This is a genomic window from Streptomyces sp. NPDC001108 (assembly GCF_053598535.1).
In genome coordinates this window covers 124,869-144,602 of sequence record NZ_JBSFKL010000012.1, presented here as the reverse complement: position 1 = coordinate 144,602, position 19,734 = coordinate 124,869, and the positions used below count along the sequence as shown (strand labels likewise).

Sequence of the window (19,734 nt, the reverse complement as noted above, 5' to 3'; positions counted from 1 at the left end):
CACGACAGCGGGGTCGGTGCCGCTTAGCGTCGAGACGTACCCCCGCTCCCGCACCGCCTGGAAGCCTCATGCCCCTGCACTACCGCCATGTCGACGTGTTCGCCGACAAGGCCTACACCGGCAACTCCCTCGCCGTCTTTCCCGACAGCTCAAGCCTGTCCACCGGGCAGATGCTCACAATCACGCAGGAGCTCCGCCACTTCGAGGCGATCTTCCTGAGCGGCACGGAAGGAAGTCATCGCGTCACCGCACGGGTCTTCGATCTCTTCGAGGAACTCGACTTCGCCGGACACCCGGTCCTGGGCGCGGCCGCGGTCCTGCACGAACGAGACGGCGCCCCCGGCCCCCGGCGCTGGACGTTCCACCTCTCCGGCAGGACCGTCGAGGTGTCCACCCGGCGCACCGCCGACGGCTACCGCGCGGACCTCGACCAGGGAGCACCGGAGTTCCTCGCGACCGTACCGACGCAGGACAGGGCGGGGATCGCGGCGGCACTGAACCTGCCCGTCCGGGCACTGGCCGATCTTCCCCTTGAGGTCGTCTCCACCGGCCTGCGCTACCTCGTCGTGCCGGTCGTGTCGGGGCTGCCGGAGGCGAGGATCGTCCCTGGCGACTTCGCCGAGTTGGTCGGGCGGTACGGCGCGCAGTTCGCCTACGTCCTCGACGTCCAGGCGCTGGAAGGCCGCCACTGGAACAACGACGGCGTTCTGGAAGACGTGGCGACCGGCAGCGCGGCCGGCTGTGTCGGCGCGTACCTGGCGCGGCACCGCGTCGTCCCCGCCGAGAAGGAGTTCGTCCTGCGGCAGGGGCGCTTCACCGGCCGCCCGAGCCGACTCTCCGTCCTGCCCCAAGGCCGTCCCGACGCGCTGCGCAACGTCCGGGTCGGCGGCGCTGTGAGCCTGGTGGCCCGCGGAACGCTGGACACGCTGCCCGAGTGAGGACCCCTCTCATGCCCGGTTTCCCCCACTACACGCCCGACCGGATCCGCGCGGTCGTGGGTCTCGCCGACCTCGTGGAACCCGTCGCCGACGCCTTCACCGCGTTCAGCACCATCGAAGACGCTCGGGCACCCGTCATGGTGCTGCCCGTGGCACAAGGCGGGGACTCCCACGTCAAGGCCACCTACCTGCCCGGGGGCCGTCACTTCCTTGTCAAGGTCGCCAACTGGTTCCCGGGCAACCGGGCGCGCGGCATGACCGAAGGCGGCGGGTTCGTCGCGCTCTTCGACGCGTCGACCGGCGCCGTCAGGGCCGTGCTGGAGGACGAGCACCACCTCTCCGACCTCCGCACGGCCGCCGCCGGAGCCGTCTGCGCCCGCGCGCTGTCCCGCCCGGACGCAACCCGCGCGATCGTCCTGGGCACCGGCAGACAGGCCGAACTCCAGGCCCGCGCCCTCACCCTCGTACGCCCGGTCCGCCGGCTCCGGGTCTGGGGCCGCGACCACCGCCGGGCGCTCGCCCTCGCCGACCGCCTCGGCCAGGATCTGCCCCACGTCGACGTGACCGCGACCGCCGATCCGGAGCGGGCCGTGCGCCACTCCGACATCGTCGTCACCGCGACCGCCAGCCCCACCCCCGTCCTGTTCGGCTCCTGGCTCCGGCCCGGTCAGCACATCACCGCCCTCGGCGCCGACGACCCGACCAAGCGTGAACTCGACGGAGCCTGTCTGAACCGCGCCACCCGGGTCATCGTCGACAGCAGGGACCTCGCTCTCCGCCACGGGGACATCCACGCGGCCCTCGCCCGCGGAGAGATCACGCGGGACCGCGTGGACGGCGAGATCGGCGAGGTCCTGGCCGGCCGGGCCCCCGGACGACGTACACCGGACGACATCACGGTCGCCAAGCTCATCGGCATCGGCCCCCAGGACCTCGCCGCCGCGGAGACGGTCCTCACCCTGCTGGAAAGGACCGGCGGATGATCTCCCCGCGGCGCCCCGTTCGCGCACGCGTCGCGACCCGCGCGGACATCGACGCGGTCGCGCACATACTGACCACCGCCTTCTTCCACGACCGGCACCGCAGCAAGGGACTCGGTACGGCCCTGCTGACCAGGATTCCCGCCCGTGTCGACGTCCTCGGCCGCCCCGTGCCGGGCCCGCTCAGCGTGAGTGTGTCCTCCTCCTTCTTCCACGCAGTCACCCGGACACTCGACCGGCAGGGGGCCGCGTGAGGCCCCGCCCCGGTGTGGACATCCCGGACCACCGCGGCCGGACAGGGCTCGACCGTGCCGGGCGCGATCTCGTGGCGGCGGGGTGGCGGAGGAAGGGGAGGGCATCGAGGTCCTCGAACTGCCCCGAGCTCCGTCAGCCCTGGCCACGGTGCAGATCGAAGCGGTCCAGGTCCATCACCTTCGTCCAGGCGGAGGCGAAGTCCTCCACGAACTTGTCCTCCCCGTCCTCGCTGGCGTAGATCTCGGCGAGTGCGCGCAGTTCGGCGTTGGAACCGAAGACGAGATCGGTGCGGCTGCCCGTCCAGCGCAGCTGGCCGCTCGTGGTGACACGCCCTTCGAAGAGGTTCTCGTCGTGAGCCGCTGGCTCCCAACTGATGTTCTCGTCGAGGATGTTGACGTAGTAGTCGTTGGTGAGGCGGCCGGGAGTCCTGGTGAGGACACCGAGTGCGGTGTTCTGGTAGGTGGCACCGAGCACGCGCAGGCCTCCGAGGAGAGCGGTCATCTCCTGAGGACTCAGGCCGAGCAGGTCGGCCTGGTCGACGAGACGGTACTCGGAGGGAAGGCTGTCGCCCTTGCCGAGATAGTTGCGGAACCCGTCGGCAACCGGCTCCAGAGGGGCGAAGCCGTCCACATCGGTGTGCTCCTGCGCGGCATCCACCCGCCCGGGAGTGAAGGCGACATCGAGCCGGTGGCCGGCGTCGGCAGCGGCCCTCTCGACGGCTGCGGTGCCGGCGAGGACGATGAGGTCGGCCATCGAAACGCCCCGGCCTTCGGGGCGTGACGCGTTGAACGCCGCACGGACATCCTCCAGCCGGCTGAGAATGGTGCTCAGCCGGTAGGGCTCATTGACATCCCAGCCGCTCTGGGGTTCGAGGCGGATACGGGCGCCGTTGGCGCCTCCGCGCTTGTCGCTGCGGCGGAACGTGGAGGCCGATGCCCAGGCGACCCACACCAGATCAGCGATGGTGAGACCAGCGTCGAGAACCCTGGACTTCAACAGGTCCACATCTGCCCGGTCGAGAGGAGCGTGGGTCGGTTCCGGCAGCGGGTCCTGCCAGATCAGCTGCTCGGCCGGAACCTCGGGCCCGAGGTAGCGGGTGACCGGACCCATGTCGCGGTGCGTCAGCTTGTACCACGCGCGGGCGAAGGCGTCGGCGAAGGCGTCGGGATCCCCGAGGAAGCGGCGACAGATCCGAGCGTAGTCGGGGTCGACCCGCAACGCGATGTCGGTGGTCAGCATGGCCGGGGTACGACGTTTCGCCGGGTCGTGCGGATCGGGCACGCTGCCTTCACCTGCGCCGTTCTTGGGCCGCCACTGGTACGCGCCTCCGGGGCTCTTCGTCAGCTCCCATTCGTAGCCGAGGAGGATCTCGAAGTACCGGTTGTCCCAGGTGGTGGGGGTGTCGGTCCAGATCACCTCAAGACCGCTGGTGATGGTGTCGTTGCCCTTGCCGGTCCCGAACGAGTTCTTCCATCCCAGCCCACGCTGTTCGAGCGGCGCGGCCTCGGGCTCGGGGCCCAGCCTGTCGGAACCGGCGGCGCCGTGGGTCTTGCCGAAGGTGTGGCCACCGGCGCACAGCGCGACGGTTTCCTCGTCGTTCATCGCCATGCGGTCGAAGGTCTCACGGATGTCGGTGGCGGACGCCATAGGATCCGGATTGCCCTTGGGGCCCTCGGGATTGACGTAGATCAGGCCCATCGTGTCCGCCGCGAGCGGGACTCGCAGTTCGCCCTCGTCCGTGTGCCGCGCGTCGGTCAGCCACACCGTCTCGGGTCCCCAGTACACCGCCTCGTCGGGTCCCCAGACCTCCTCGCGCCCGCCCCCGAAGCCAAAGGTCTTGAAGCCCATGGACTCCAGGGCGACGTTGCCGGCGAGAACCATCAGGTCGGCCCAGGACAGCGCCCGCCCGTACTTCTTCTTCACCGGCCACAGCAGTCGGCGGGCCTTGTCGAGGTTGACGTTGTCCGGCCAACTGTTGACGGGGGCGAAACGCTGGAGGCCCGCGCCGTTGCCGCCCCGGCCGTCACACACGCGGTAGGTGCCGGACAAGTGCCACGCCATGCGGATGATGAACGGACCGTAATGGCCGAAATCGGCCGGCCACCAGTCCTGGGACGTCGTCAGGACCTCTGTGATGTCCCGCTTCACAGCAGGCAGGTCCAGCGCACTGAACGCGTCGGCGTAGTCGAAGTCGTCACCGTTGGGGTTGCAGCCGGTACCCGCGTGCCGCCGCAGGACGTCCAGGTTGAGGCGGTTCGGCCACCACTGGCGGATACCGTCGCCCTTCATCGGATCGGCGGCAGCGCCCTGAACAGGGCAGCCTTCGGCGGCCGGGTTCGTGTTCGCGGGCAGAGCGTTGGTCTCGGGGGTCGGGTGCTCTTCCGGCATGGCCGAGCCTTTCTACGTCACAAGGGATGGCGCCCGCATACGGAACGCATACGGCACGGACGACCGCGCCCGTGCGGGAATGGTCGGGTGGGTGGTGGCCCCGGGGCCACCACCCACCCGACTTCGAACAGTCCGCACCGCGGCCGTCGCCGGCAGCGGGCACGGAGGTCACCGGTTGAGGAACTCCAGCAGGTCCTTGTTGAAGCGTTCCTTGTCACCCGGCACCAGGGCGATGCCGTGCGAGCCGCCCTCGTAGACCTTCAGCTCGGCGTCCGCGATGAGCTCGGCGGACTTACGGCCGGTGGCGTCGATCGGCACCACCTGGTCGTCGTCGCCGTGCACGATCAGGGTGGGGACGTCGAACTTCTTGAGGTCCTCGTGGAAGTCGGTGGCGGCGAAGGCGTCCACGCAATCGACACCGCCTTCGATGGTCTGCGCCATGGCCATGTACCAGAAGGCGTCCTTGTTGCCCTGGGTGACCTTGTTGCCCTCGCGGTTGGCACCGAAGAAGCCGACCGCCGTGTCCTTCCAGAACTGCGAGCGCTCCTTGAGGATGCCGGCCTTGATGTCGTCGAAGACTTCCTGCGGGACACCCTCCGGGTTGTCGGGGCCCTTCAGCATCAACGGCGGGACGGCGGAGAGCAGGACGGCGGAGCGGATCCTGCCGGTGCCGTGGCGGCCGATGTAGCGGGCGAGTTCGCCGCCGCCCATCGAATGCGCCACGAGTGTCACGTCCTGCAGGTCGAGGCTGCTGAGCAGGTCGTTCAGGTCGTCGGCGAAGGTGTCGAAGTCGTAGCCTCCGTACACCGGCGTCGAACGGCCGTGACCGCGGCGGTCGTGCGCGATACCTCGGTAGCCGGCGTCGGCGACGGCCTTCAGTTGGTCCTGCCACGCGTCACCGTTGAGCGGCCAGCCGTGGATGAAGACCACGGGTCGGCCACGACCCCAGTCCTTGTAGAAGATCTCGGTTCCGTCTCGCGTCGTACAGATCGGCATTGCGGGTCCGTCCTTCCCTGCGGCAGGGGACATCGCTGTCCTCCCGAGGATCACCCGGTCACGCGTCGGCCGCCACTCGAAATGTCACGCAGTGTGACGTCTTGGAGGTCGGGCGGGCCTGGCGGGCCCGCCCGACGGGGGGACGGTGAAGGCGGGACGGGTGGGTGTGGTGTGGGTCAGGTGTGTCGGCGTCGGCGTCGGCGTGCGGGGCCGATCAGCAGAGCGGAGCCCGCGGTCGCGCAGGCGAGTGCGGTCAGGGCGAGCGGGCCGCTGTTCGCGGTGCCGGTGTGGCTGAGTTCGCCGCCCCCGCCATGGCCGCCGCCATGGCCGCCGCCGTGGCCCCCGCCGTGGTCGCCGCCCGGAGGCTTCGTGTGGCCGGGGCCGGGCCAGGTGTGTGTCGGGTGGGGTGAGGGTGAGCTGCCGTGTGAGGTGTTGGTGAGGGTGCAGGTGACGTCGTCACCGGCGGTGAGCGTCACCTTCCCGTCGGCAGCGTCGACGTCCTGTCCTTCGGTGTCCGTGCAGGTCCAGCCGGCCGCCTGGTATCCCGCGGGGCCGTTCGACTCGCCGAGGGCGTACGTTCCGGGCGGCACCGGAACGTGGGTGACGTCGGTGCTGCCACTCGTTCCGGAGAGGTTCTTCGGGCCGTCCGCGGTCAGGGTCCAGTCTCCGGGCTCCGCCGACGCGCCGTGCTTGTTGACGACATGCTTGACCAGGGTCAGCCAGGTGTCGTCCTTGTGTTCGCAGGTCACGGTGTTGCGCACGGTGAAGGTGTTCTCCGCCCGGGTCAGCCGTGCCTCGTAGGGGAGCACCTCGTCGGCGGGATCACCGTTGGCCGAGGTGATCCTGCGGCTGTCCAGGGTGCAGGTGTCGGGGACGGTCGTGGTCTCGGCGATCGTGGCGGCGTCACCGAGGAGGTAGCCGCCGCGCGGTACTCCCCACTCCTGGGGCGTGGCGGCCGCGGAGCCGGGTCCGGTCAGGGTGAGGTTGGCGTCGAAGCCGGGCGGCCGGTTGGCGTGCGGGTAGGTCTTTCCGTCGATGCGCCATTCCTTCTCGACGGTGATCTCGGCTTCCGCTTCCTCCCGCGGCCGGTTGTACACGGTGCAACTGATGGCGGAGAGGCGGGGGACATCCACGCCGAACGCCGGGTTCTGCGCCGTTCCGGAGTTGGTGACCGGCACCGGGGTGTCGGTGTCGAGATCGGTGCAGACGGCGTTGAGCCCGCCCTGCGTCACCAGGTCGTAGCCCGGTTGCTGGGCCTCGGCCACGGTGATGTCGGCGGATTCGGTACCGGCCGGATAGGTGGGTTCGAACGCGACGGCACCGGTGTTGTCCGCGGAGGTCTCCTGTGTGTCGGGCAGCCCGCCGATGCCGGGGGTGGTGGTCGTCGCGTTGAACGTCCAGCCCTCGCCCGCGGGAGTGGCCCCGGTGACGTCCTCGCCGGTGTTGTCCGCGGGCACGATCTGCTTGACCACGGAGAGCGTCCCGGCGCAGTTGCTGAGCGCGAGATCGGTCAGGGCCGCTCCGGCCCCCGCGAAGTCGGCGGTCTGGTAGTAGTCGGCGGTACGCGTGTTGGTGCCGTCGAACGCCTCCGTACCGGAGATGGCTCGGAGGTTCAGGCCGGACACCCCCTCGACGCCCCGGCCGACGCCCACGGCGATGACGCGCGAACCCTTCGCCTTGACCGCGTTGGCCGAGAAGATCCCGCCTTCGACATCGGCGAAGTGGGTGTGCGAACCGTCGCCCATGCGGGGGTTGTTCCAGTACGTCGGGTTCCCGTCGGTGAGGACGACGACCGCGTCGTAGTGCGGTTCGGCCTTGGCGACCGCGTACAGCCCCTGGTCCCAGTTGGTGCCTGAGCCCAGGGTCCAGTCCGCGTAGAGGGCCTTGAAGGCGTCCGCGCCGGTCTGCGTCGACAGCGGCATCAGCCCGGGGTGGTTGCTGGTCCCGGTGCTGGGCGAGCCGCGGTCGAAGGAGAACAGCGCGGCCCGGGAGGGGGTGCCGGCCAGCGCGTCGACGAATCCGTTCGCCGCCGCCTTCAGCGCGGGCAGCGAACTTCCCACGGACGCCGAGAGGTCCAGGACCAGTGCGACGTTCAGGCCGCAGCTCTCCGGCAGGTCGGGGTTGTTCCGGGACTGCTGCCAGATGCCGCCGGAAGCGACGTACGGGCTGGCCGCGTAGTCGGTGCTGAACATGAAGTCGCGGGTCGAGGAGTACGTCCGCCCGCTCTCCAGCGCCGGTGTCAGGAACCGGTACGGGGACCGCACCGACCCCGACCCGCTCCCGGCACCGGTCCGCAGAGCGGTATTGGTGTACCACCCGGGCGGCACACCGTCCTCGGGCTGGCCGACGTAGTAGCGGGCGCCCTCGTTGGCTCCGCCCGGGCCGGTGTCCGGCACGACGAAGCTGCAGTCCCCGTCACCGTCCGAGGTGCACCGCGCCCAGTCCGCGTCGAGGGGCGTCGTGGTGTCCTGCGAGGAGTACAGGGCGAGCCGCACCCCGGCCAACGGCCCGACCGTCGAGTCCGTGACCCGGTCGCCTCCCGTCCTCACCGTGACCACGGAGCTGTCGGGCGTCGGCGGCGGGACCGTCATCGGAGCCGCTCCCAGCAAGGACACGAGCGCGACCGCACCTGCCAGCGCACGGCCCACGCTTCGGACCCGGCCCCGACGCCATCCCGGTGCAGCCGGCACGCTGCTCGGCATACGCATGGATTCCCCTTCGAGCGAAATACGGAGAACCCAGACAAGCAGTTACTACAACCAAATTTTTACCATTAGTGCACATAGGGGCGTGTCCGCCAGTGCGGTTCCCCCCACATGGAGGGAGTGACGGACTAGACGGTCAGGTTGGGTCGACATCCGGTTCGTCGCGGACGTGTCCGACCTCACGGCCCCCGGAGCGGCGGCGGCCGGTGAGACGGAGGAGCCGCAGCATGGCAGGTGTGCTGGTGTCGGAGCCCGGCAGCGGCCGGACGCGATCCGTTCGCTGTCGCCCGCGCAGTGCCGGCGACAGCGAACGGAGTGCACGTCGACGAACCGGGCTTCTGTTCATCGGGGAACCTGTCGAAGTGCCGGTGGCGGTCCGTGGAGATCCTCACCCGGCCCGGTTCAAGGCCGTGCGCCGACCGTTGCCCGACGGCGCGAAGACCGCGGTGGACAACGCTCAGCAGTGGGACTGGACCGCGACTGCTCCCGGGGTCTCGCCCAGGCTTCCCTACCCGGTCGCCGGAAGGTGGGGCGCCGCTACCGTGGTTGCCCGAGAAGTGAAGGGCTCCCGGCCTCGCGGGCCTCCAACCGTCCTGCCCTCACTACTTACCGCGTGCCGCTCCCTGCGGGAGCGGGTGCAGGGCGTCGTGCAGCGCGCCGACAGTCTCCGCGATCGCGTTCTTGTACGAACGCGTTTCCCGGAGGCCGTTGAGCATCATGAAGTCATGAGGGACTTCGGGGTAGTGAGTGCTGGTGACCGGGACGCCGGCGGTCCGGAGTTTGGCGACGTAGGCATTGGCCGCGTCGAGCAGCACGTCGGAGTCGGTGATGACCAACGCCGGCGGCAGGCCACGCAGTTGCTCCGTGCTGGCACGCAGCGGGGAAGCGGTCGGCTGAGTGCGCGTGCGCTTGTCCGGGGCGTAGGAGTCCCAGAACCACTCCATGCCGGGGCGGGTGAGCCAGCAGGACTCCGCGAAGCGCTTGTAGGAAGCGGTGCCGAACTCGGCGTCGGTCACGGGGTACAGCAGCGTCTGCTGGACGAAGCGCGGCCCGCCTCGCTGCTTGGCCAGCATGGTGACCGCGGCGGTCATGTCGCCGCCGACCGAGTCACCGGCGATGGCGAGCCGGGAGGAATCGACGTTGATCTCGCGGCCGTTCTTGGCGACCCAGTTGGCAGCGGTGTACGCCTGCTCGATGGGGACCGGGTACTTCGCCTCGGGCGAGGGGGTGTAGTTGACGAAGACCACAGTGGCGCGGGCGCCGTTCGCTATCTCGCGGACCAGCCTGTCGTGGGTCTTCGCGTTGCCGAGGACCCAGCCGCCGCCGTGGATGAACACGATCCCCGGGAGCGGGCCGGTGACCCCGGCGGGCCGGACGATCCTGATGGACACAGGTCCGGTCGGGCCTCCGGGCACAGTCCGTTCGCTGATCTCGGCGGCTGGCGCGGGCACGGGTCCGGCCTGAAGGTCGTCGAGGACCTTGCGGGCCGCCTGCGGCGTGAGTGTGTTGATCGGGGGGCCGCCCTTGGCGGCCAGGTCGTTCAGGAACTCCTGCGCCTTCGGCTCGAGCTTGACGGGAGGAACTCCACAGGGTGTGTTCTTCACGGTGGCCGCGACGCCTTCGGCGGCGGTCGCGGGGAGGGGTGCTTCGCTTCGTGCTCCGGTGGTACCGCAGGCACTGAGGGCCCCGGCAACGGTGACCAGCACTGCGGTGGCGCACAGGTGTTTGCGCCGACCGTGAGTACGTGAAATTGCGTTCATTACCTCTCGTTTCGCCAGAAGGTTCCCCCTGGGCTGAGCCTGCCCGGGGCCCAGTCGACGAGCACCCCGGAATACGCCGGTGGAGTTGGTCCCCGTGGAGGAAACGGACGCCGCCCACTGCGCAGGTCGTCCGCGGGGTTCGGGATCGCGAGCGCGGGCGCGCAAATGGGCACGACACCGAGAACGGGATCCCTCGCGGGGCCGGCCGCGCGAAGCACTCGCCGGGGTGGACAAATCGGGAGCAACGACCCGGGGGCGACCCCCACGGCCGCCCCCGGGTCGCGGTTCGAAGCGGATACGCCCGTGGAGGTCCCGCTACGGAAAACAGAAAGACCCAGATCAGAGGGTTTCTGTCCTGGGTCTTCGCAGAGCCCCCTGTCGGATTCGAACCGACGACCTACGCATTACAAGTTGTCCGATCTTGTTCTGGGGGCGTCCACGGGCATTCGCAGCAAGCCTTGCGCGCCTGGTCAGAGGCTTTGCCGGACTGTCCTGGACAGGGGGGAACCACCCCGGAATCACCGCCGACTGAGACTGCAACTGAGACTGGGGTGCCTGCTGCACCCTTTCGGAAGAGAGGTTCACATGGCCGAGCCACCCGTTTCGCCCCCCGGATACGCTGGCTATCACCAGCCGACGATCCGGGAGTGTGCGCCGAGGATGGGACCCAAGACACAGAGGGTCTACGAGACGATCCGCTCGTGGATCGAGTCCGGGCGCTACGGCCCCGGCGACAAACTGCCCTCGGAGCGGGCGCTGAGCGCCGAGCTGGAGATCGGCCGCACCGCGCTTCGTCAGGTGCTCGCCCGTCTATCGAACGAGCACTTCATCAAGGCTCACGACCGCAGCTCGTACCGCGTCCTCGGCGGCGAGAGTGCCCCGACGCCAGCAGAGATGGACCCGTGGAGGATCCATGGGTCCCGTCACGTCTACGAGAACCGATGGGTGAACCTGGATCTGGTTGACGTTGAGCCGCCGGGTGTCGACCGCTTTGAGCATCACGTCGTCCGCCTTTTCCGCGTAGCCGTGACTGCAGTGGTCGACGACCGGGACCGCGTGCTCATGCTCTGGCGCTACCGCTTCGTGCCGGAGCAGTGGGGGTGGGAGCTGCCCGGCGGAATTGTGGATGCGGGAGAGGACGCCGCCACCACTGCTGCTCGCGAGACCGAGGAGGAGACGGGTTGGCGTCCTGGTCCTGTCGAGCACGTCGTCACCTACCAACCGATGATCGGCATGGTCGATTCGCCGCACGAGATCTTCGTGGCCCGGGGCGCCGAGAAAGTCGGCGAGCCGACCGACGCTGAGGAGGCAGGCGAGATCGCCTGGATCTCTCTCGACGACATCCCACGGCTCATGTCCGAAGGCAAGCTCATGGGCTCGGGCACGCTCGTGGCCCTGCTCCACATCCTGGCGTCCCGAGCTAGAGGCGACCGGTAAGAAGGTCAACGCGCCGGCGATGCCGCACGGAGCCCGTGCGGCCCGCCAGCAACCTGGCCTTCTGGAGATGAGACCGCGCGTCGTCCACCTCTCCCCGGGCCAGGTGCGCCTGGGTGAGGTCGCAGTGCAGCCCGGACTGCGCACGCACGAAGGATCCATCGGCGCTGTCGAGCGACGCGTACAGCTCCTCCATCGCTGAGGCGTCGCCGAGCTTGGCCAGGACGTTCCCTCTCCATCTCGCCAAGTGGCTGGCGTTGAGGAAGATGCTCAGCATGTCAGCGTCGCGCATCTCGCCGTCATCGGGGAGAAGGGTGGTAGCGCGTTCAAGCGCCGACCGTGCCGCCGACTCCATCTCAGGCCCAGCAGCAGCACACAGCTCGGCTTCGGCGGCCGCGAGCCACGCCCGCAGCCGGGGGGACTGGCGCTCGGACTGCGCGCGCTGCGCGTCTCGCACCAGTTCGACTGCGAGCCGAGGGCGGCCAGCATCCGCGAGGACATATGCCTGCTCGCCCATGGCATGTGCCAGATAGAGCGGGGATTCCGCGTCCTGGGCAGCCTTCTTGGCAAGCTCGTACCTTCGCCATGCCCTATCCACGGCGCCAGCATCCAGGGCCTGCCACGCGGCGAGGGTAGATGCCCCCGCGAGAGCGGTCGCAATGGGCCGTCTCGTTCCTGGCAGCACGGCAAACGTCAACGCCTCCTCCATCGCCGCCAGGTGGCCGTTCATTTGGTCGACCAGGCCAGTCGCGCCCATCTGCCGGTCCATAGTCCGGAGTAGCTCGGTCTGGGCCAGGAACGACGGGACCATGGACTCGCTCAGGCTGCCCGCTGCATCGATCCGGCTCAGCAGGTCCGCGTATCCATCCACCTGTGGCTCGGGCGCATCGGTATCGCCCCGCAGCTCGGCGTCCGTGGCGCCGAGGAGCGGCCGGAGGATCCCGGCGTATCGGTCCGTGATGGTGCGTCGGCCATTCTCCCACTCCGACACGTAGGTCTTGAGGCTGGCCGCCGAGGCGATGTCGAGCAGTCGTTGGTCCGCGAACCGCTGCATCTCGTGAACCAGTCGATCCTGCGACCAACCTCTCGCAGCCCTGACTGCCCTTAGCCCCTTAGTCACGCCGCCTCCCATAAAGGCCCAGGTGAGAGCTGGTTAACACCGTTGAGGTTAACCCCAGTTGGCTACCGACACACCCCGTTCCGGCCTTTCCCTGGAGATGCACACCGACACGCAATCCGGAGTAGGGGTTGCATCTGGTGCGCACCAGATGGCACTCTGTTGGTGCGCACCAGATGGGCCACAAAAGCCCGGACGGCGTGTGTTCACGGCACAACCCAGGAGCCCCGCGTTGGTCGGGGGGAGGCGACCCGGCGCCTTGTCATTCACCGGAGGGTTCGAGACCGAAAGGTCACGTCTCCATACACCTTCGCCGGGGGGTTCACGCCCCCCGTAAGGAGACATCTGCTTCACCGCTTCACCGCCCCGATGGTCGTAGGCCGGGTTCGACTCCCGGTCGGGGCACTCCACCTCTGCCGCATCTCGGCAGGGCTGCCACCTGCTGTTTCTCCTACATCAGGGAGTCACCATGACCGCCGCCGACCGCACCTCGATCAACCTCGACTCTGCGCTCTCCTACGCCGCCGCCGACCTGGCCCGCACCGACACCAAGGCCGCGAGCCTTCTGACCCTGGACGGCCTCCTGGTCGCCGCCCTCAGCCTCGGCGCGACCGACCTCCACGGCCTGGCCCTGGTCCTGGCCGTCGCCGGGGTCGTCGCCCTGGTCGCCGGGGTGGTCCTCGCGATCCTGGTGATCAAGCCGCGACTTCAGGGCACGGGCACCGCCGACCGGGCGTCGTACGTCTACTTCGCCGGCGCGGACCCGGCCGCGATCGCGGAGGCCATGGCCTCCGACCGGCGCCCCGCCCGCCTCCAGGCCCTGAGCCGGATCGCGCTCCGCAAGATGCGGATGCTCGGCCTCGCGTGCACCACGTCGCTCGTCGCCACGGTCGCCATCGCCGCCGCCCTCCTGACCCGCTGACCCACCCTCATCCGGCGGGCGCCGGTTGGTGCCCGCCCCCACCACCTGGGAGTCGTCATGACCGAGATCACCACCGCCTGGCCCGAGAGCGTCATCGCCCGCTACCTCACCGTCGGCGGCGCCACCGTCGACATCACCCACGACACCCTCTACCTCTACGACACCGAGCCGAACGTATCGACGGCCCAGTGCGGAGGCTGCAAGGCGTACAGCAACGAGGAGTGGGGCCCCCACGCTTACCGCTACGACAACGGCAGCAGCGGGGCCGACAGCGACGCCCGCCAGTGGGCGCAGGCGCACGCCGAGACCTGCCGGGCCATGCCGAAGCCCACCGTCTGACCCGCACACCGCCCCGGACTCGGCGTGAGGCTGCCGGATCGGATCCGGCCCGGGGCACGAGTCGCCCGCAGCAGCGAGCGGCCAGGCGAGAGGAACCGCTGTGCAGAGTTACGAGAACCTCCGCGACGAGATTGCCGCCGAGCGGGCGGCCGAGGAAAGGGCGGCCCAGGCCGCGTGGGAGGCCGCGCACGGGCCCATCGACCACCAGGAGCTCGTCTACGGCTGTCACGGCAGCCACGGCAACCGCCACTAGCCCGCAGCACCCGCCCCGAAACGGCGAGCGGCCCCCAGGGTGCCACCTGGGGACCGCGACGGGCCGTCTGACTGTCTAAGGAGAGAACAACCCATGGAAACCATCGCTCCCCCGCCGGCGGCCGTTACGGCCGCCCTGCCCGACACCGGGCCGAGCCCGGCCGACCTGGACGCGATCGAGCTGGAACTCCCGCTGATCCTGGCCGAGGTCGAGCTGCTGGACGTACAGATCATGGTCATGGACCGGGCCCCGTCCGAGCTGGACGAGCGCCGTATCCGCCGCGCCCGCCGCAAGGTCATGGCGGCCCGCCGGGACCTGACCAACCGCACCGACCTGCTGGGCGGTGCGGCATGAACCTGATCCTCTTCTGGTTGCTGTCGCTGGTGTGCATCGGGGTGGAGGTGCTGGGGCTGGTCATCGGCCGCCAGGACGTCCACTACGCCGGGGCCCTCGCGACGGCCGGTGTCGTCGCCGTGCACCTCATCCTGACCCGGGCGGAGGGCCGCCATGAGTGACCTCCCCAGCCTTGACGCCCCGGTCCGGGAGCTGCTGGCCGCCGTGGTCGCCGCGCTCGACCTGCCGCTCCCGTCCGTCGACCCGGCGGCCGAGCGGGCCCACCACCACCTTCTCGAAGTGCGGGCCCTGGAAGTGCGCGTCGTGCTCGACGTGCTGACCCGCGTGAAGCCCTACCCGGGCGTCGTCGAGAACAGCACGTCGGACATCCTGCGCCGGGTCGAGCGCACCCCGGTCGACTACGCCCCGTTCGTGTTTCACGAGGAGGGGGCGTCATGACGTCGTGGAAGACCACCGCCCCGGCCGTCGCGATGACGGCGGTGTCGATGATGCTGACGCTGGCCGTGGTGATGCTGTGGCTGGGCCCGGTGATGCCGTGGCCGGTCGCACTGGTCGTCGGTCTCGGGATCGACGGCGGGTGGCTGGCCACCCTCGCCTACGACCGCCGCCTTGCCGCCCAGGGCGACCACTCCACCCCGGTGACCGTGATCGGCTGGCTTTTCGGGCTGGTCGCCACCGGCGTCCTGGTCGCGCACGCCCTGACCGCCGACACCTCCACCGGCGCGTGGCTGGCCGTGGCCTGGCTCCCCATCGCAGCCAAGGCGTTGTGGCTGGTTCACGGGTTGTGGGAGCGGACCGCGCTCACCACTGGGGCCCTGACTCAGATCCGGGGCATCCAGCAGGAGGCCCGTGACGACGCGGCCGTGGCCCGTGCCCGGCTGCGGGCCCAGGCGGGCACCGAGGAGACACGGCTGACGGCCGTGACCGAGGCCGGGGCACGCGTCGCACGCGTCCAGGCCGAGACCGCCCGGACCCTGTCCGACGCCTGGTCGACCCTGGAAACGGCACGCGGCGGCGAGGGCACCAGCCGGGCCCTGACCTGCGTGACTGCCCCCGTCACACCCGACGTCACACCCGGCACGACCCCCCGGTGGGAACTCCCCGTCTGGGGCCCCTCCGAACCGGTCCAGGGCCGGGCCCTGGAGTCCGGGCCCGCGCTCACCGACGACGCCCTGGACGCGCTCGTCGACGAGATCCGCCTCTCCGCCGACCCCGCCCTGTCCTACCGCGAGGTCGCGCTCCGCTTCCGCGCCGCCGGGCACTCCGCCTCGGAGACCCGGCTCCGCGCCTCCTGGAAACGCGTCGCCTGATGGCCGCGCTGCCCACCTACCGGTGGCGCCTGGCCCCCGAGGGCTACGCGACCCGCCGGCAGCTCCGCTCGATGGGACTGCGGCCCGGCGGACAGGACGTCGCCGCCCAGCTCGAACGCCCCCGCCGACGACGGCCGCCCCTGGTCGCCTACCTCTACCGCGTCGACCACGCCGTGCCGGTCCGGCCCATGACCCCGGCACGCCGGGCGGCCCTCGCCAAGGCCATGACCGCCCGCCGCACCTGCCCCACCTGCCACCGCGACGCCGGGTACTGCATCCCCCGCTCGCTCGGCATGTGCGTGACCTGCGCCTACCCCGAAGAACAGCGCACCACCTGACACCCGACCCACCTGAAAAGGACGCCACATCATGCGGATCCGCATCGGCAACATGACCATCGACACCACCGACAACGACGACACCGGAAACGCGGGCCAGAACGCCGCGCAGATCGAGGGCGGCGTCATCACCGGCGGCCACTTCGGCGGCGAGAACCACGGCATCGTCGGCGGCACCTTCCACGGCACCATCACCGGCCTCGACGACGACCGGTAGACGGCCCCACCCCTCAGCCCCGCACCGCCACACCACACCACACCGAGGAGAACCCATGTTCGGCAGGAAGACCGACCGGGAATGCGCCGCGATCGCCGTCGCCGCCGCGATCGTCGCCCCCGGCGAGCAGACGAAGGACCAGCTCAAGCGGACCCTCACCCGCGACGAGATGGAGCGGGCCAGGGACTACATCGCGTCCGGCAAGCCCATCGGCCGCCGCTGACCCCACCCCGCACACCGCCCCGGACCCGGCGTGAGGCTGCCGGATCGAATCCGGCCCGGGGCACTCCCCCCACCACCAGCACTGCCGACGCCAGTCGGCGGATCACCCCTGCCCTCTGACCGGAGGAGATCCCCGTGACCACCCACCTCCCCGAGCCCGTCCGGGTCGTCCGTCTCCCGGACGGCACCCACGTCTACGCCGACCACCTGCCCGCACCGCAGGCGCCCCCGCCGCAGGTCGTGCAGCACATCCACCAGGCCCCGCCCGACCGCACCGTCCAGCGCGTCGCGCTCGGCTCCGGCGTCGGCGCCGGAGCCGTCGCGGCCGGCGTCTACTTCGGGCCGCTGCTGGTCGGCGCCCTGACCGCCATCGCCGCCAACCTCGCGATCCTCGCCGTCCTCGCCGTGGTCCTGACCTGGGGCGTCGTCACCGTCGTCCGCTCCGTCGGCGGCCCCGACGGACAGGCCGCCGCCAAGTCCCTCTCCAGGAAGAGCCGCTGACGGCCCCCTGTCCGCCCGGTCTTGTACCGGGCGGGCGGAGGACCGGACAGCCCGGCCCACCCCGCGAGGAGGACACCGTGGAGAGCTACACCCGAGCCGAGAAGCGCGAGCGTGCCCGCCTGTTCCGCAAGGGCTTCCGGCAGGCCCTCGCCGACTGCGTCGACCCGAAGGTCGAGAAGGCGATCGACCGGATCGACCAGCGGGCCGCCGAGCGCGGCGCCCAGGAACTGCGGGCGCTGCACAAGGTGCAGGCCGACGCCCGCCAGACCCTCGCCAACGCCAAGGCCACCGAACGCACCGCCGCCCGCACCGACCGGGCCACCGCCCGTGAGGCCCGTAAGCAGGCCGAGGACGCCGTGCGCCGCGCCGAGCGGGCCGTGGCCCGTGCGGAGCGCTGAGCACATGTCCTGCGTGTCGGGGCGGTCGTACCCGGCCAAGGACACCGGCCGCCCCGACACCAACCCCTCGGCCCATCGAGCAGAAGGAAGTACCAGCATGACGGACACCGCCGCTCCTCACCTGCGCCCGGTCCCCGACCTCGACGACGAGAACGAGGCCGCGCCGCCGGTCCTGGTCGACAACCCCGCGCTGCCCGACCCGAAGGTCAAGACGGAGAAGCGCAAGCCGGTCCTGGCCGGGTGGCTCACCAACAGGCGGGACTTCGCGGCCACCACCAAGCACGCCGGGGCGAATCTGGGCTACAGCGCCCTGTTTCACGGCCTGCGGCTGCCGGTGTATGCCGGACGCCTCTCGCTGATGTCCCCGCGGGGCGCGTGCCGGTTCATCGCCTCCACCAACCGGTGGGTGTGGGACCGGGAAGCCGCCCCGCTGCGAGCAGCCGCCGTGCGTGCCGAGGACGCCGAGGAGTACATGCGGCTGGCCCGGCTGAGGTCCGGCAGGATCCGGCTGCGCGGCCTGGTCGTTCTGGTCGCAGCCGTCTTCGGCCTCGGCTTCGCGCTCTGGCTCTACGTCATGGCGCCCATATTCCTCTACGCGTTCGCTGCCGGCGGGGTGCTGCTGCTGGGCATGGCCGGGCAGCAGCCCGACGCACCGGTCGTCGGCCCCGCCGTGCTGAAGACCGAGGTGCAGAAGCTGACCGGCAGCATTGTGCTGCGTGGTCTCGACTCGATCGGGAACGCGAAGATCTCCGCCGGGATCAAGAAGGGCGGGGACATGAACGGGTTGCGGTTCGTCTCGGAGATCGTGCGTGACGGGCCCGGTTACCGCGCCGACCTGGACCTTCCGTACGGGGTGACGCCCGAGGACATCATGGAGTCCCGCAAGCCCCTGGCATCGGGGCTGCGGCGCAAGGTCGGCTGCGTGTGGCCCTCCCCCGACCCGACCGAGCACGAGGGCCGCCTGGTGCTGTGGGTCGGGGACAAGCCGATGAACGAGACCACCAAACCGGCCTGGCCGCTGCTCAAGTCGGGGACGGTGGACCTGTTCAAGCCGGTCGTGTTCGGCAACGACCAGCGGATGCGGGACGTGTCCGTCACGCTCATGTTCGCCGCCGTCGTCGTCGGCTCGATCCCCCGCATGGGCAAGACGTTCCTCATGCGGCTCTTCCTCCTCATCGCCGCCCTCGACCCCCGTTCCGAGCTGCACGCGTTCGACTTCAAGGGCACCGGCGACTTCGGCGCCCTGGAACCGGTCTGCCACCGCTACCGGGCCGGTGAGGAGGACGACGACATCGAGTACGTCCTGGACGCGCTGCGGGAGCTGAAGGAAGAACTGCGGCGGCGGGCCAAGGTCATCAAGTCCCTGCCGCGCTCCCGCTGCCCGGAGTCGAAGGTCACCCCCGAACTGGCCAGCGACAAGAGCCTGAAGCTCCACCCGATCGTGGTCGGGTTCGACGAGTGCCAGGTGCCCTTCGAGCACGAGGAGCACGGCAAGGAGATCGAGGCGATCTGCACCGACCTCGTGAAGCGGGGCCCGGCGCTGGGCATCGTGACCCTGTTCGGCACCCAGCGCCCCGACGCGAAGTCTCTGCCCACCGGCATCAGCGCCAACGCCGTCCTGCGGTTCTGCCTGAAGGTCATGGCCCAGCCCGCCAACGACATGGTGCTGGGCACGTCGATGTACAAGGCCGGATACCGGGCCACGATGTTCTCCCGCTCCGACCGGGGCATCTGCTGGATGGCCGGTGAGGGCGACGACCCCCGCATCGTCGCCTCCGCGTTCGTCGATGCCGTCGCCGCCGAGCAGATCGCCGCACGGGCCCGCACCGCACGCGAGGAGTACGGCAACGTCACCGGCCACGCCATCGGCAAGGGCCCGGACAAGACCGGCCACACCGACGTCCTCGCCGACGTCCTCGCGGTCATCGCCCCGACCGAAAAGGCGGTGTGGTGCGAGCGCATCGCCGCCCGCCTGGCCGACGCCCACCCCGACACCTACACCGGGTGGAAGGGCGAGAACGTCACCACCGCACTCAAGCCCCACGGCATCAAGGCCGGACAGGTCTGGGGCCAGACCGACACCGGCGAGGGCAAGAACCGGCGCGGCATCGACCGGGCCGACATCACCGCTGCCATCACCCGCCGTGACCAGAACAAGGCCGCAGCCTGACCGCGCACCCCTGCTAGACCTAGCGGCCCCCACTGCTAGGTCTAGCACCCCCGCTAGCAACCAAAAGCCGCCCTGGCCTGCGCACTAGCGCCTAGCGGCCCACCTGCGAAAACCCCGGAAAACCGCCTCCTGAAGCG

22 protein-coding genes and 1 tRNA gene are annotated in these 19,734 nt (G+C 70.2%); 17 read left to right on the top strand and 6 right to left on the bottom strand.

Translation table 11 applies throughout. The annotated features are described in order from the left end of the window. The first annotated feature begins 68 nt into the window (after window positions 1-68). Genes ACWC97_RS25225 through ACWC97_RS25215 form a run of 3 tightly spaced genes read left to right on the top strand, consistent with a single transcriptional unit; the run spans window position 69 to window position 2,172 of the window. Window positions 69-938: a PhzF family phenazine biosynthesis protein gene (locus ACWC97_RS25225; protein WP_450651708.1), complete on the top strand. Its 870-nt coding sequence runs from the start codon at window positions 69-71 to the stop codon at window positions 936-938. An 11-nt stretch (window positions 939-949) separates the two neighbouring features. Continuing rightward, entirely contained in the window at window positions 950-1,921 is a 972-nt protein-coding gene (locus tag ACWC97_RS25220; protein ID WP_450651706.1) for an ornithine cyclodeaminase family protein, read from the top strand. Then, window positions 1,918-2,172 (top strand): hypothetical protein, encoded by a 255-nt coding sequence (locus tag ACWC97_RS25215; protein WP_450651704.1) that lies wholly within the window; start codon window positions 1,918-1,920, stop codon window positions 2,170-2,172. Before ACWC97_RS25220 ends, ACWC97_RS25215 begins: the two co-directional genes overlap by 4 nt. Window positions 2,173-2,305: 133 nt before the next feature. Here the strand turns inward: ACWC97_RS25215 and katG are convergent, their stop codons facing one another. The 5 genes from katG to ACWC97_RS25190 all read right to left on the bottom strand — a co-directional run bounded on the left by katG (window position 2,306) and on the right by ACWC97_RS25190 (window position 10,456). Then, window positions 2,306-4,561 (bottom strand): catalase/peroxidase HPI, encoded by a 2,256-nt coding sequence (gene katG / locus ACWC97_RS25210; RefSeq protein ID WP_450651702.1) that lies wholly within the window; start codon window positions 4,559-4,561, stop codon window positions 2,306-2,308. A gap of 168 nt (window positions 4,562-4,729) precedes the next feature. Continuing rightward, a complete protein-coding gene (locus tag ACWC97_RS25205; RefSeq protein WP_352279048.1) occupies window positions 4,730-5,557 on the bottom strand; it encodes an alpha/beta fold hydrolase in 828 nt (275 codons plus the stop codon). Between the two features lie 176 nt (window positions 5,558-5,733). Continuing rightward, the gene (locus ACWC97_RS25200; protein ID WP_352279046.1) at window positions 5,734-8,148 is read right to left on the bottom strand and encodes a prealbumin-like fold domain-containing protein; all 2,415 of its coding nucleotides are present in this window, start codon (window positions 8,146-8,148) and stop codon (window positions 5,734-5,736) included. 716 nt (window positions 8,149-8,864) lie between these two features. Continuing rightward, a complete protein-coding gene (locus ACWC97_RS25195; protein ID WP_450651700.1) occupies window positions 8,865-9,866 on the bottom strand; it encodes an alpha/beta hydrolase in 1,002 nt (333 codons plus the stop codon). Window positions 9,867-10,391: 525 nt separating this feature from the next. Next, window positions 10,392-10,456: transfer RNA gene (locus ACWC97_RS25190), tRNA-Ser, on the bottom strand. A gap of 226 nt (window positions 10,457-10,682) precedes the next feature. On the opposite strand from ACWC97_RS25190, the gene ACWC97_RS25185 reads away from it, so the two are divergent. Next, window positions 10,683-11,459 carry an NUDIX domain-containing protein gene (locus ACWC97_RS25185; protein ID WP_450651789.1) on the top strand — a complete coding sequence of 259 codons (777 nt, stop codon included), beginning with the start codon at window positions 10,683-10,685 and terminating at the stop codon, window positions 11,457-11,459. Here ACWC97_RS25185 and ACWC97_RS25180 read toward each other — a convergent pair. Beyond that, on the bottom strand, window positions 11,443-12,576 hold the full coding sequence (locus ACWC97_RS25180) for an XRE family transcriptional regulator (protein ID WP_450651698.1): 1,134 nt from the start codon (window positions 12,574-12,576) through the stop codon (window positions 11,443-11,445). The genes ACWC97_RS25185 and ACWC97_RS25180 overlap by 17 nt on opposite strands. 466 nt (window positions 12,577-13,042) lie before the next feature. On the opposite strand from ACWC97_RS25180, the gene ACWC97_RS25175 reads away from it, so the two are divergent. The 13 genes from ACWC97_RS25175 to ACWC97_RS25115 all read left to right on the top strand — a co-directional run bounded on the left by ACWC97_RS25175 (window position 13,043) and on the right by ACWC97_RS25115 (window position 19,597). Then, window positions 13,043-13,495 carry a Pycsar system effector family protein gene (locus ACWC97_RS25175; RefSeq protein WP_450651696.1) on the top strand — a complete coding sequence of 151 codons (453 nt, stop codon included), beginning with the start codon at window positions 13,043-13,045 and terminating at the stop codon, window positions 13,493-13,495. A gap of 57 nt (window positions 13,496-13,552) precedes the next feature. After that, window positions 13,553-13,834 carry a hypothetical protein gene (locus ACWC97_RS25170; RefSeq protein ID WP_450651694.1) on the top strand — a complete coding sequence of 94 codons (282 nt, stop codon included), beginning with the start codon at window positions 13,553-13,555 and terminating at the stop codon, window positions 13,832-13,834. A 100-nt stretch (window positions 13,835-13,934) separates the two neighbouring features. Beyond that, the gene (locus ACWC97_RS25165) at window positions 13,935-14,087 is read left to right on the top strand and encodes a hypothetical protein (RefSeq protein WP_450651692.1); all 153 of its coding nucleotides are present in this window, start codon (window positions 13,935-13,937) and stop codon (window positions 14,085-14,087) included. A gap of 93 nt (window positions 14,088-14,180) precedes the next feature. Further along, complete coding sequence (locus ACWC97_RS25160; protein WP_450651690.1) at window positions 14,181-14,441, top strand: DUF6284 family protein; 261 nt, start codon at window positions 14,181-14,183, stop codon at window positions 14,439-14,441. Next, a complete protein-coding gene (locus ACWC97_RS25155) occupies window positions 14,438-14,602 on the top strand; it encodes a hypothetical protein (protein ID WP_450651688.1) in 165 nt (54 codons plus the stop codon). The genes ACWC97_RS25160 and ACWC97_RS25155 overlap by 4 nt, the downstream gene beginning before the upstream one ends. Further along, window positions 14,595-14,879: a hypothetical protein gene (locus ACWC97_RS25150; RefSeq protein ID WP_450651686.1), complete on the top strand. Its 285-nt coding sequence runs from the start codon at window positions 14,595-14,597 to the stop codon at window positions 14,877-14,879. Before ACWC97_RS25155 ends, ACWC97_RS25150 begins: the two co-directional genes overlap by 8 nt. Beyond that, window positions 14,876-15,751, top strand: coding sequence for a protein spdB (locus ACWC97_RS25145; protein WP_450651684.1), 876 nt, complete (start codon window positions 14,876-14,878; stop codon window positions 15,749-15,751). Before ACWC97_RS25150 ends, ACWC97_RS25145 begins: the two co-directional genes overlap by 4 nt. After that, entirely contained in the window at window positions 15,751-16,089 is a 339-nt protein-coding gene (locus ACWC97_RS25140; RefSeq protein ID WP_450651682.1) for an RRQRL motif-containing zinc-binding protein, read from the top strand. The genes ACWC97_RS25145 and ACWC97_RS25140 overlap by 1 nt, the downstream gene beginning before the upstream one ends. A 31-nt stretch (window positions 16,090-16,120) precedes the next feature. Continuing rightward, window positions 16,121-16,306 (top strand): hypothetical protein, encoded by a 186-nt coding sequence (locus ACWC97_RS25135; protein ID WP_450651680.1) that lies wholly within the window; start codon window positions 16,121-16,123, stop codon window positions 16,304-16,306. Between the two features lie 55 nt (window positions 16,307-16,361). Then, window positions 16,362-16,529, top strand: a complete 168-nt coding sequence (locus ACWC97_RS25130; protein ID WP_450651678.1) for a hypothetical protein — start codon at window positions 16,362-16,364, stop codon at window positions 16,527-16,529. A 134-nt stretch (window positions 16,530-16,663) separates the two neighbouring features. Next, window positions 16,664-17,029 (top strand): DUF6251 family protein, encoded by a 366-nt coding sequence (locus tag ACWC97_RS25125; RefSeq protein ID WP_450651676.1) that lies wholly within the window; start codon window positions 16,664-16,666, stop codon window positions 17,027-17,029. 77 nt (window positions 17,030-17,106) lie between these two features. Then, window positions 17,107-17,427: a hypothetical protein gene (locus tag ACWC97_RS25120; RefSeq protein ID WP_450651674.1), complete on the top strand. Its 321-nt coding sequence runs from the start codon at window positions 17,107-17,109 to the stop codon at window positions 17,425-17,427. A 97-nt stretch (window positions 17,428-17,524) separates the two neighbouring features. Then, window positions 17,525-19,597, top strand: coding sequence for a cell division protein FtsK (locus ACWC97_RS25115; RefSeq protein ID WP_450651672.1), 2,073 nt, complete (start codon window positions 17,525-17,527; stop codon window positions 19,595-19,597). Window positions 19,598-19,734: the final 137 nt, after the last annotated feature.

What these genes read in the sequence shown, in the direction of transcription:
- ACWC97_RS25135 (WP_450651680.1), top strand. Translation starts at nt 16,121, where the DNA reads ATGCGGATCCGCATCGGCAACATGACCATCGACACCACCGACAACGAC.
- ACWC97_RS25215 (WP_450651704.1), top strand. Translation starts at nt 1,918, where the DNA reads ATGATCTCCCCGCGGCGCCCCGTTCGCGCACGCGTCGCGACCCGCGCG.
- katG (WP_450651702.1), bottom strand. Translation starts at nt 4,561, where the DNA reads ATGCCGGAAGAGCACCCGACCCCCGAGACCAACGCTCTGCCCGCGAAC.
- ACWC97_RS25160 (WP_450651690.1), top strand. Translation starts at nt 14,181, where the DNA reads ATGGAAACCATCGCTCCCCCGCCGGCGGCCGTTACGGCCGCCCTGCCC.
- ACWC97_RS25225 (WP_450651708.1), top strand. Translation starts at nt 69, where the DNA reads ATGCCCCTGCACTACCGCCATGTCGACGTGTTCGCCGACAAGGCCTAC.
- ACWC97_RS25170 (WP_450651694.1), top strand. Translation starts at nt 13,553, where the DNA reads ATGACCGAGATCACCACCGCCTGGCCCGAGAGCGTCATCGCCCGCTAC.
- ACWC97_RS25220 (WP_450651706.1), top strand. Translation starts at nt 950, where the DNA reads ATGCCCGGTTTCCCCCACTACACGCCCGACCGGATCCGCGCGGTCGTG.
- ACWC97_RS25185 (WP_450651789.1), top strand. Translation starts at nt 10,683, where the DNA reads ATGGGACCCAAGACACAGAGGGTCTACGAGACGATCCGCTCGTGGATC.
- ACWC97_RS25145 (WP_450651684.1), top strand. Translation starts at nt 14,876, where the DNA reads ATGACGTCGTGGAAGACCACCGCCCCGGCCGTCGCGATGACGGCGGTG.
- ACWC97_RS25175 (WP_450651696.1), top strand. Translation starts at nt 13,043, where the DNA reads ATGACCGCCGCCGACCGCACCTCGATCAACCTCGACTCTGCGCTCTCC.
- ACWC97_RS25205 (WP_352279048.1), bottom strand. Translation starts at nt 5,557, where the DNA reads ATGCCGATCTGTACGACGCGAGACGGAACCGAGATCTTCTACAAGGAC.
- ACWC97_RS25140 (WP_450651682.1), top strand. Translation starts at nt 15,751, where the DNA reads ATGGCCGCGCTGCCCACCTACCGGTGGCGCCTGGCCCCCGAGGGCTAC.
- ACWC97_RS25155 (WP_450651688.1), top strand. Translation starts at nt 14,438, where the DNA reads ATGAACCTGATCCTCTTCTGGTTGCTGTCGCTGGTGTGCATCGGGGTG.
- ACWC97_RS25200 (WP_352279046.1), bottom strand. Translation starts at nt 8,148, where the DNA reads ATGACGGTCCCGCCGCCGACGCCCGACAGCTCCGTGGTCACGGTGAGG.
- ACWC97_RS25130 (WP_450651678.1), top strand. Translation starts at nt 16,362, where the DNA reads ATGTTCGGCAGGAAGACCGACCGGGAATGCGCCGCGATCGCCGTCGCC.
- ACWC97_RS25150 (WP_450651686.1), top strand. Translation starts at nt 14,595, where the DNA reads ATGAGTGACCTCCCCAGCCTTGACGCCCCGGTCCGGGAGCTGCTGGCC.
- ACWC97_RS25115 (WP_450651672.1), top strand. Translation starts at nt 17,525, where the DNA reads ATGACGGACACCGCCGCTCCTCACCTGCGCCCGGTCCCCGACCTCGAC.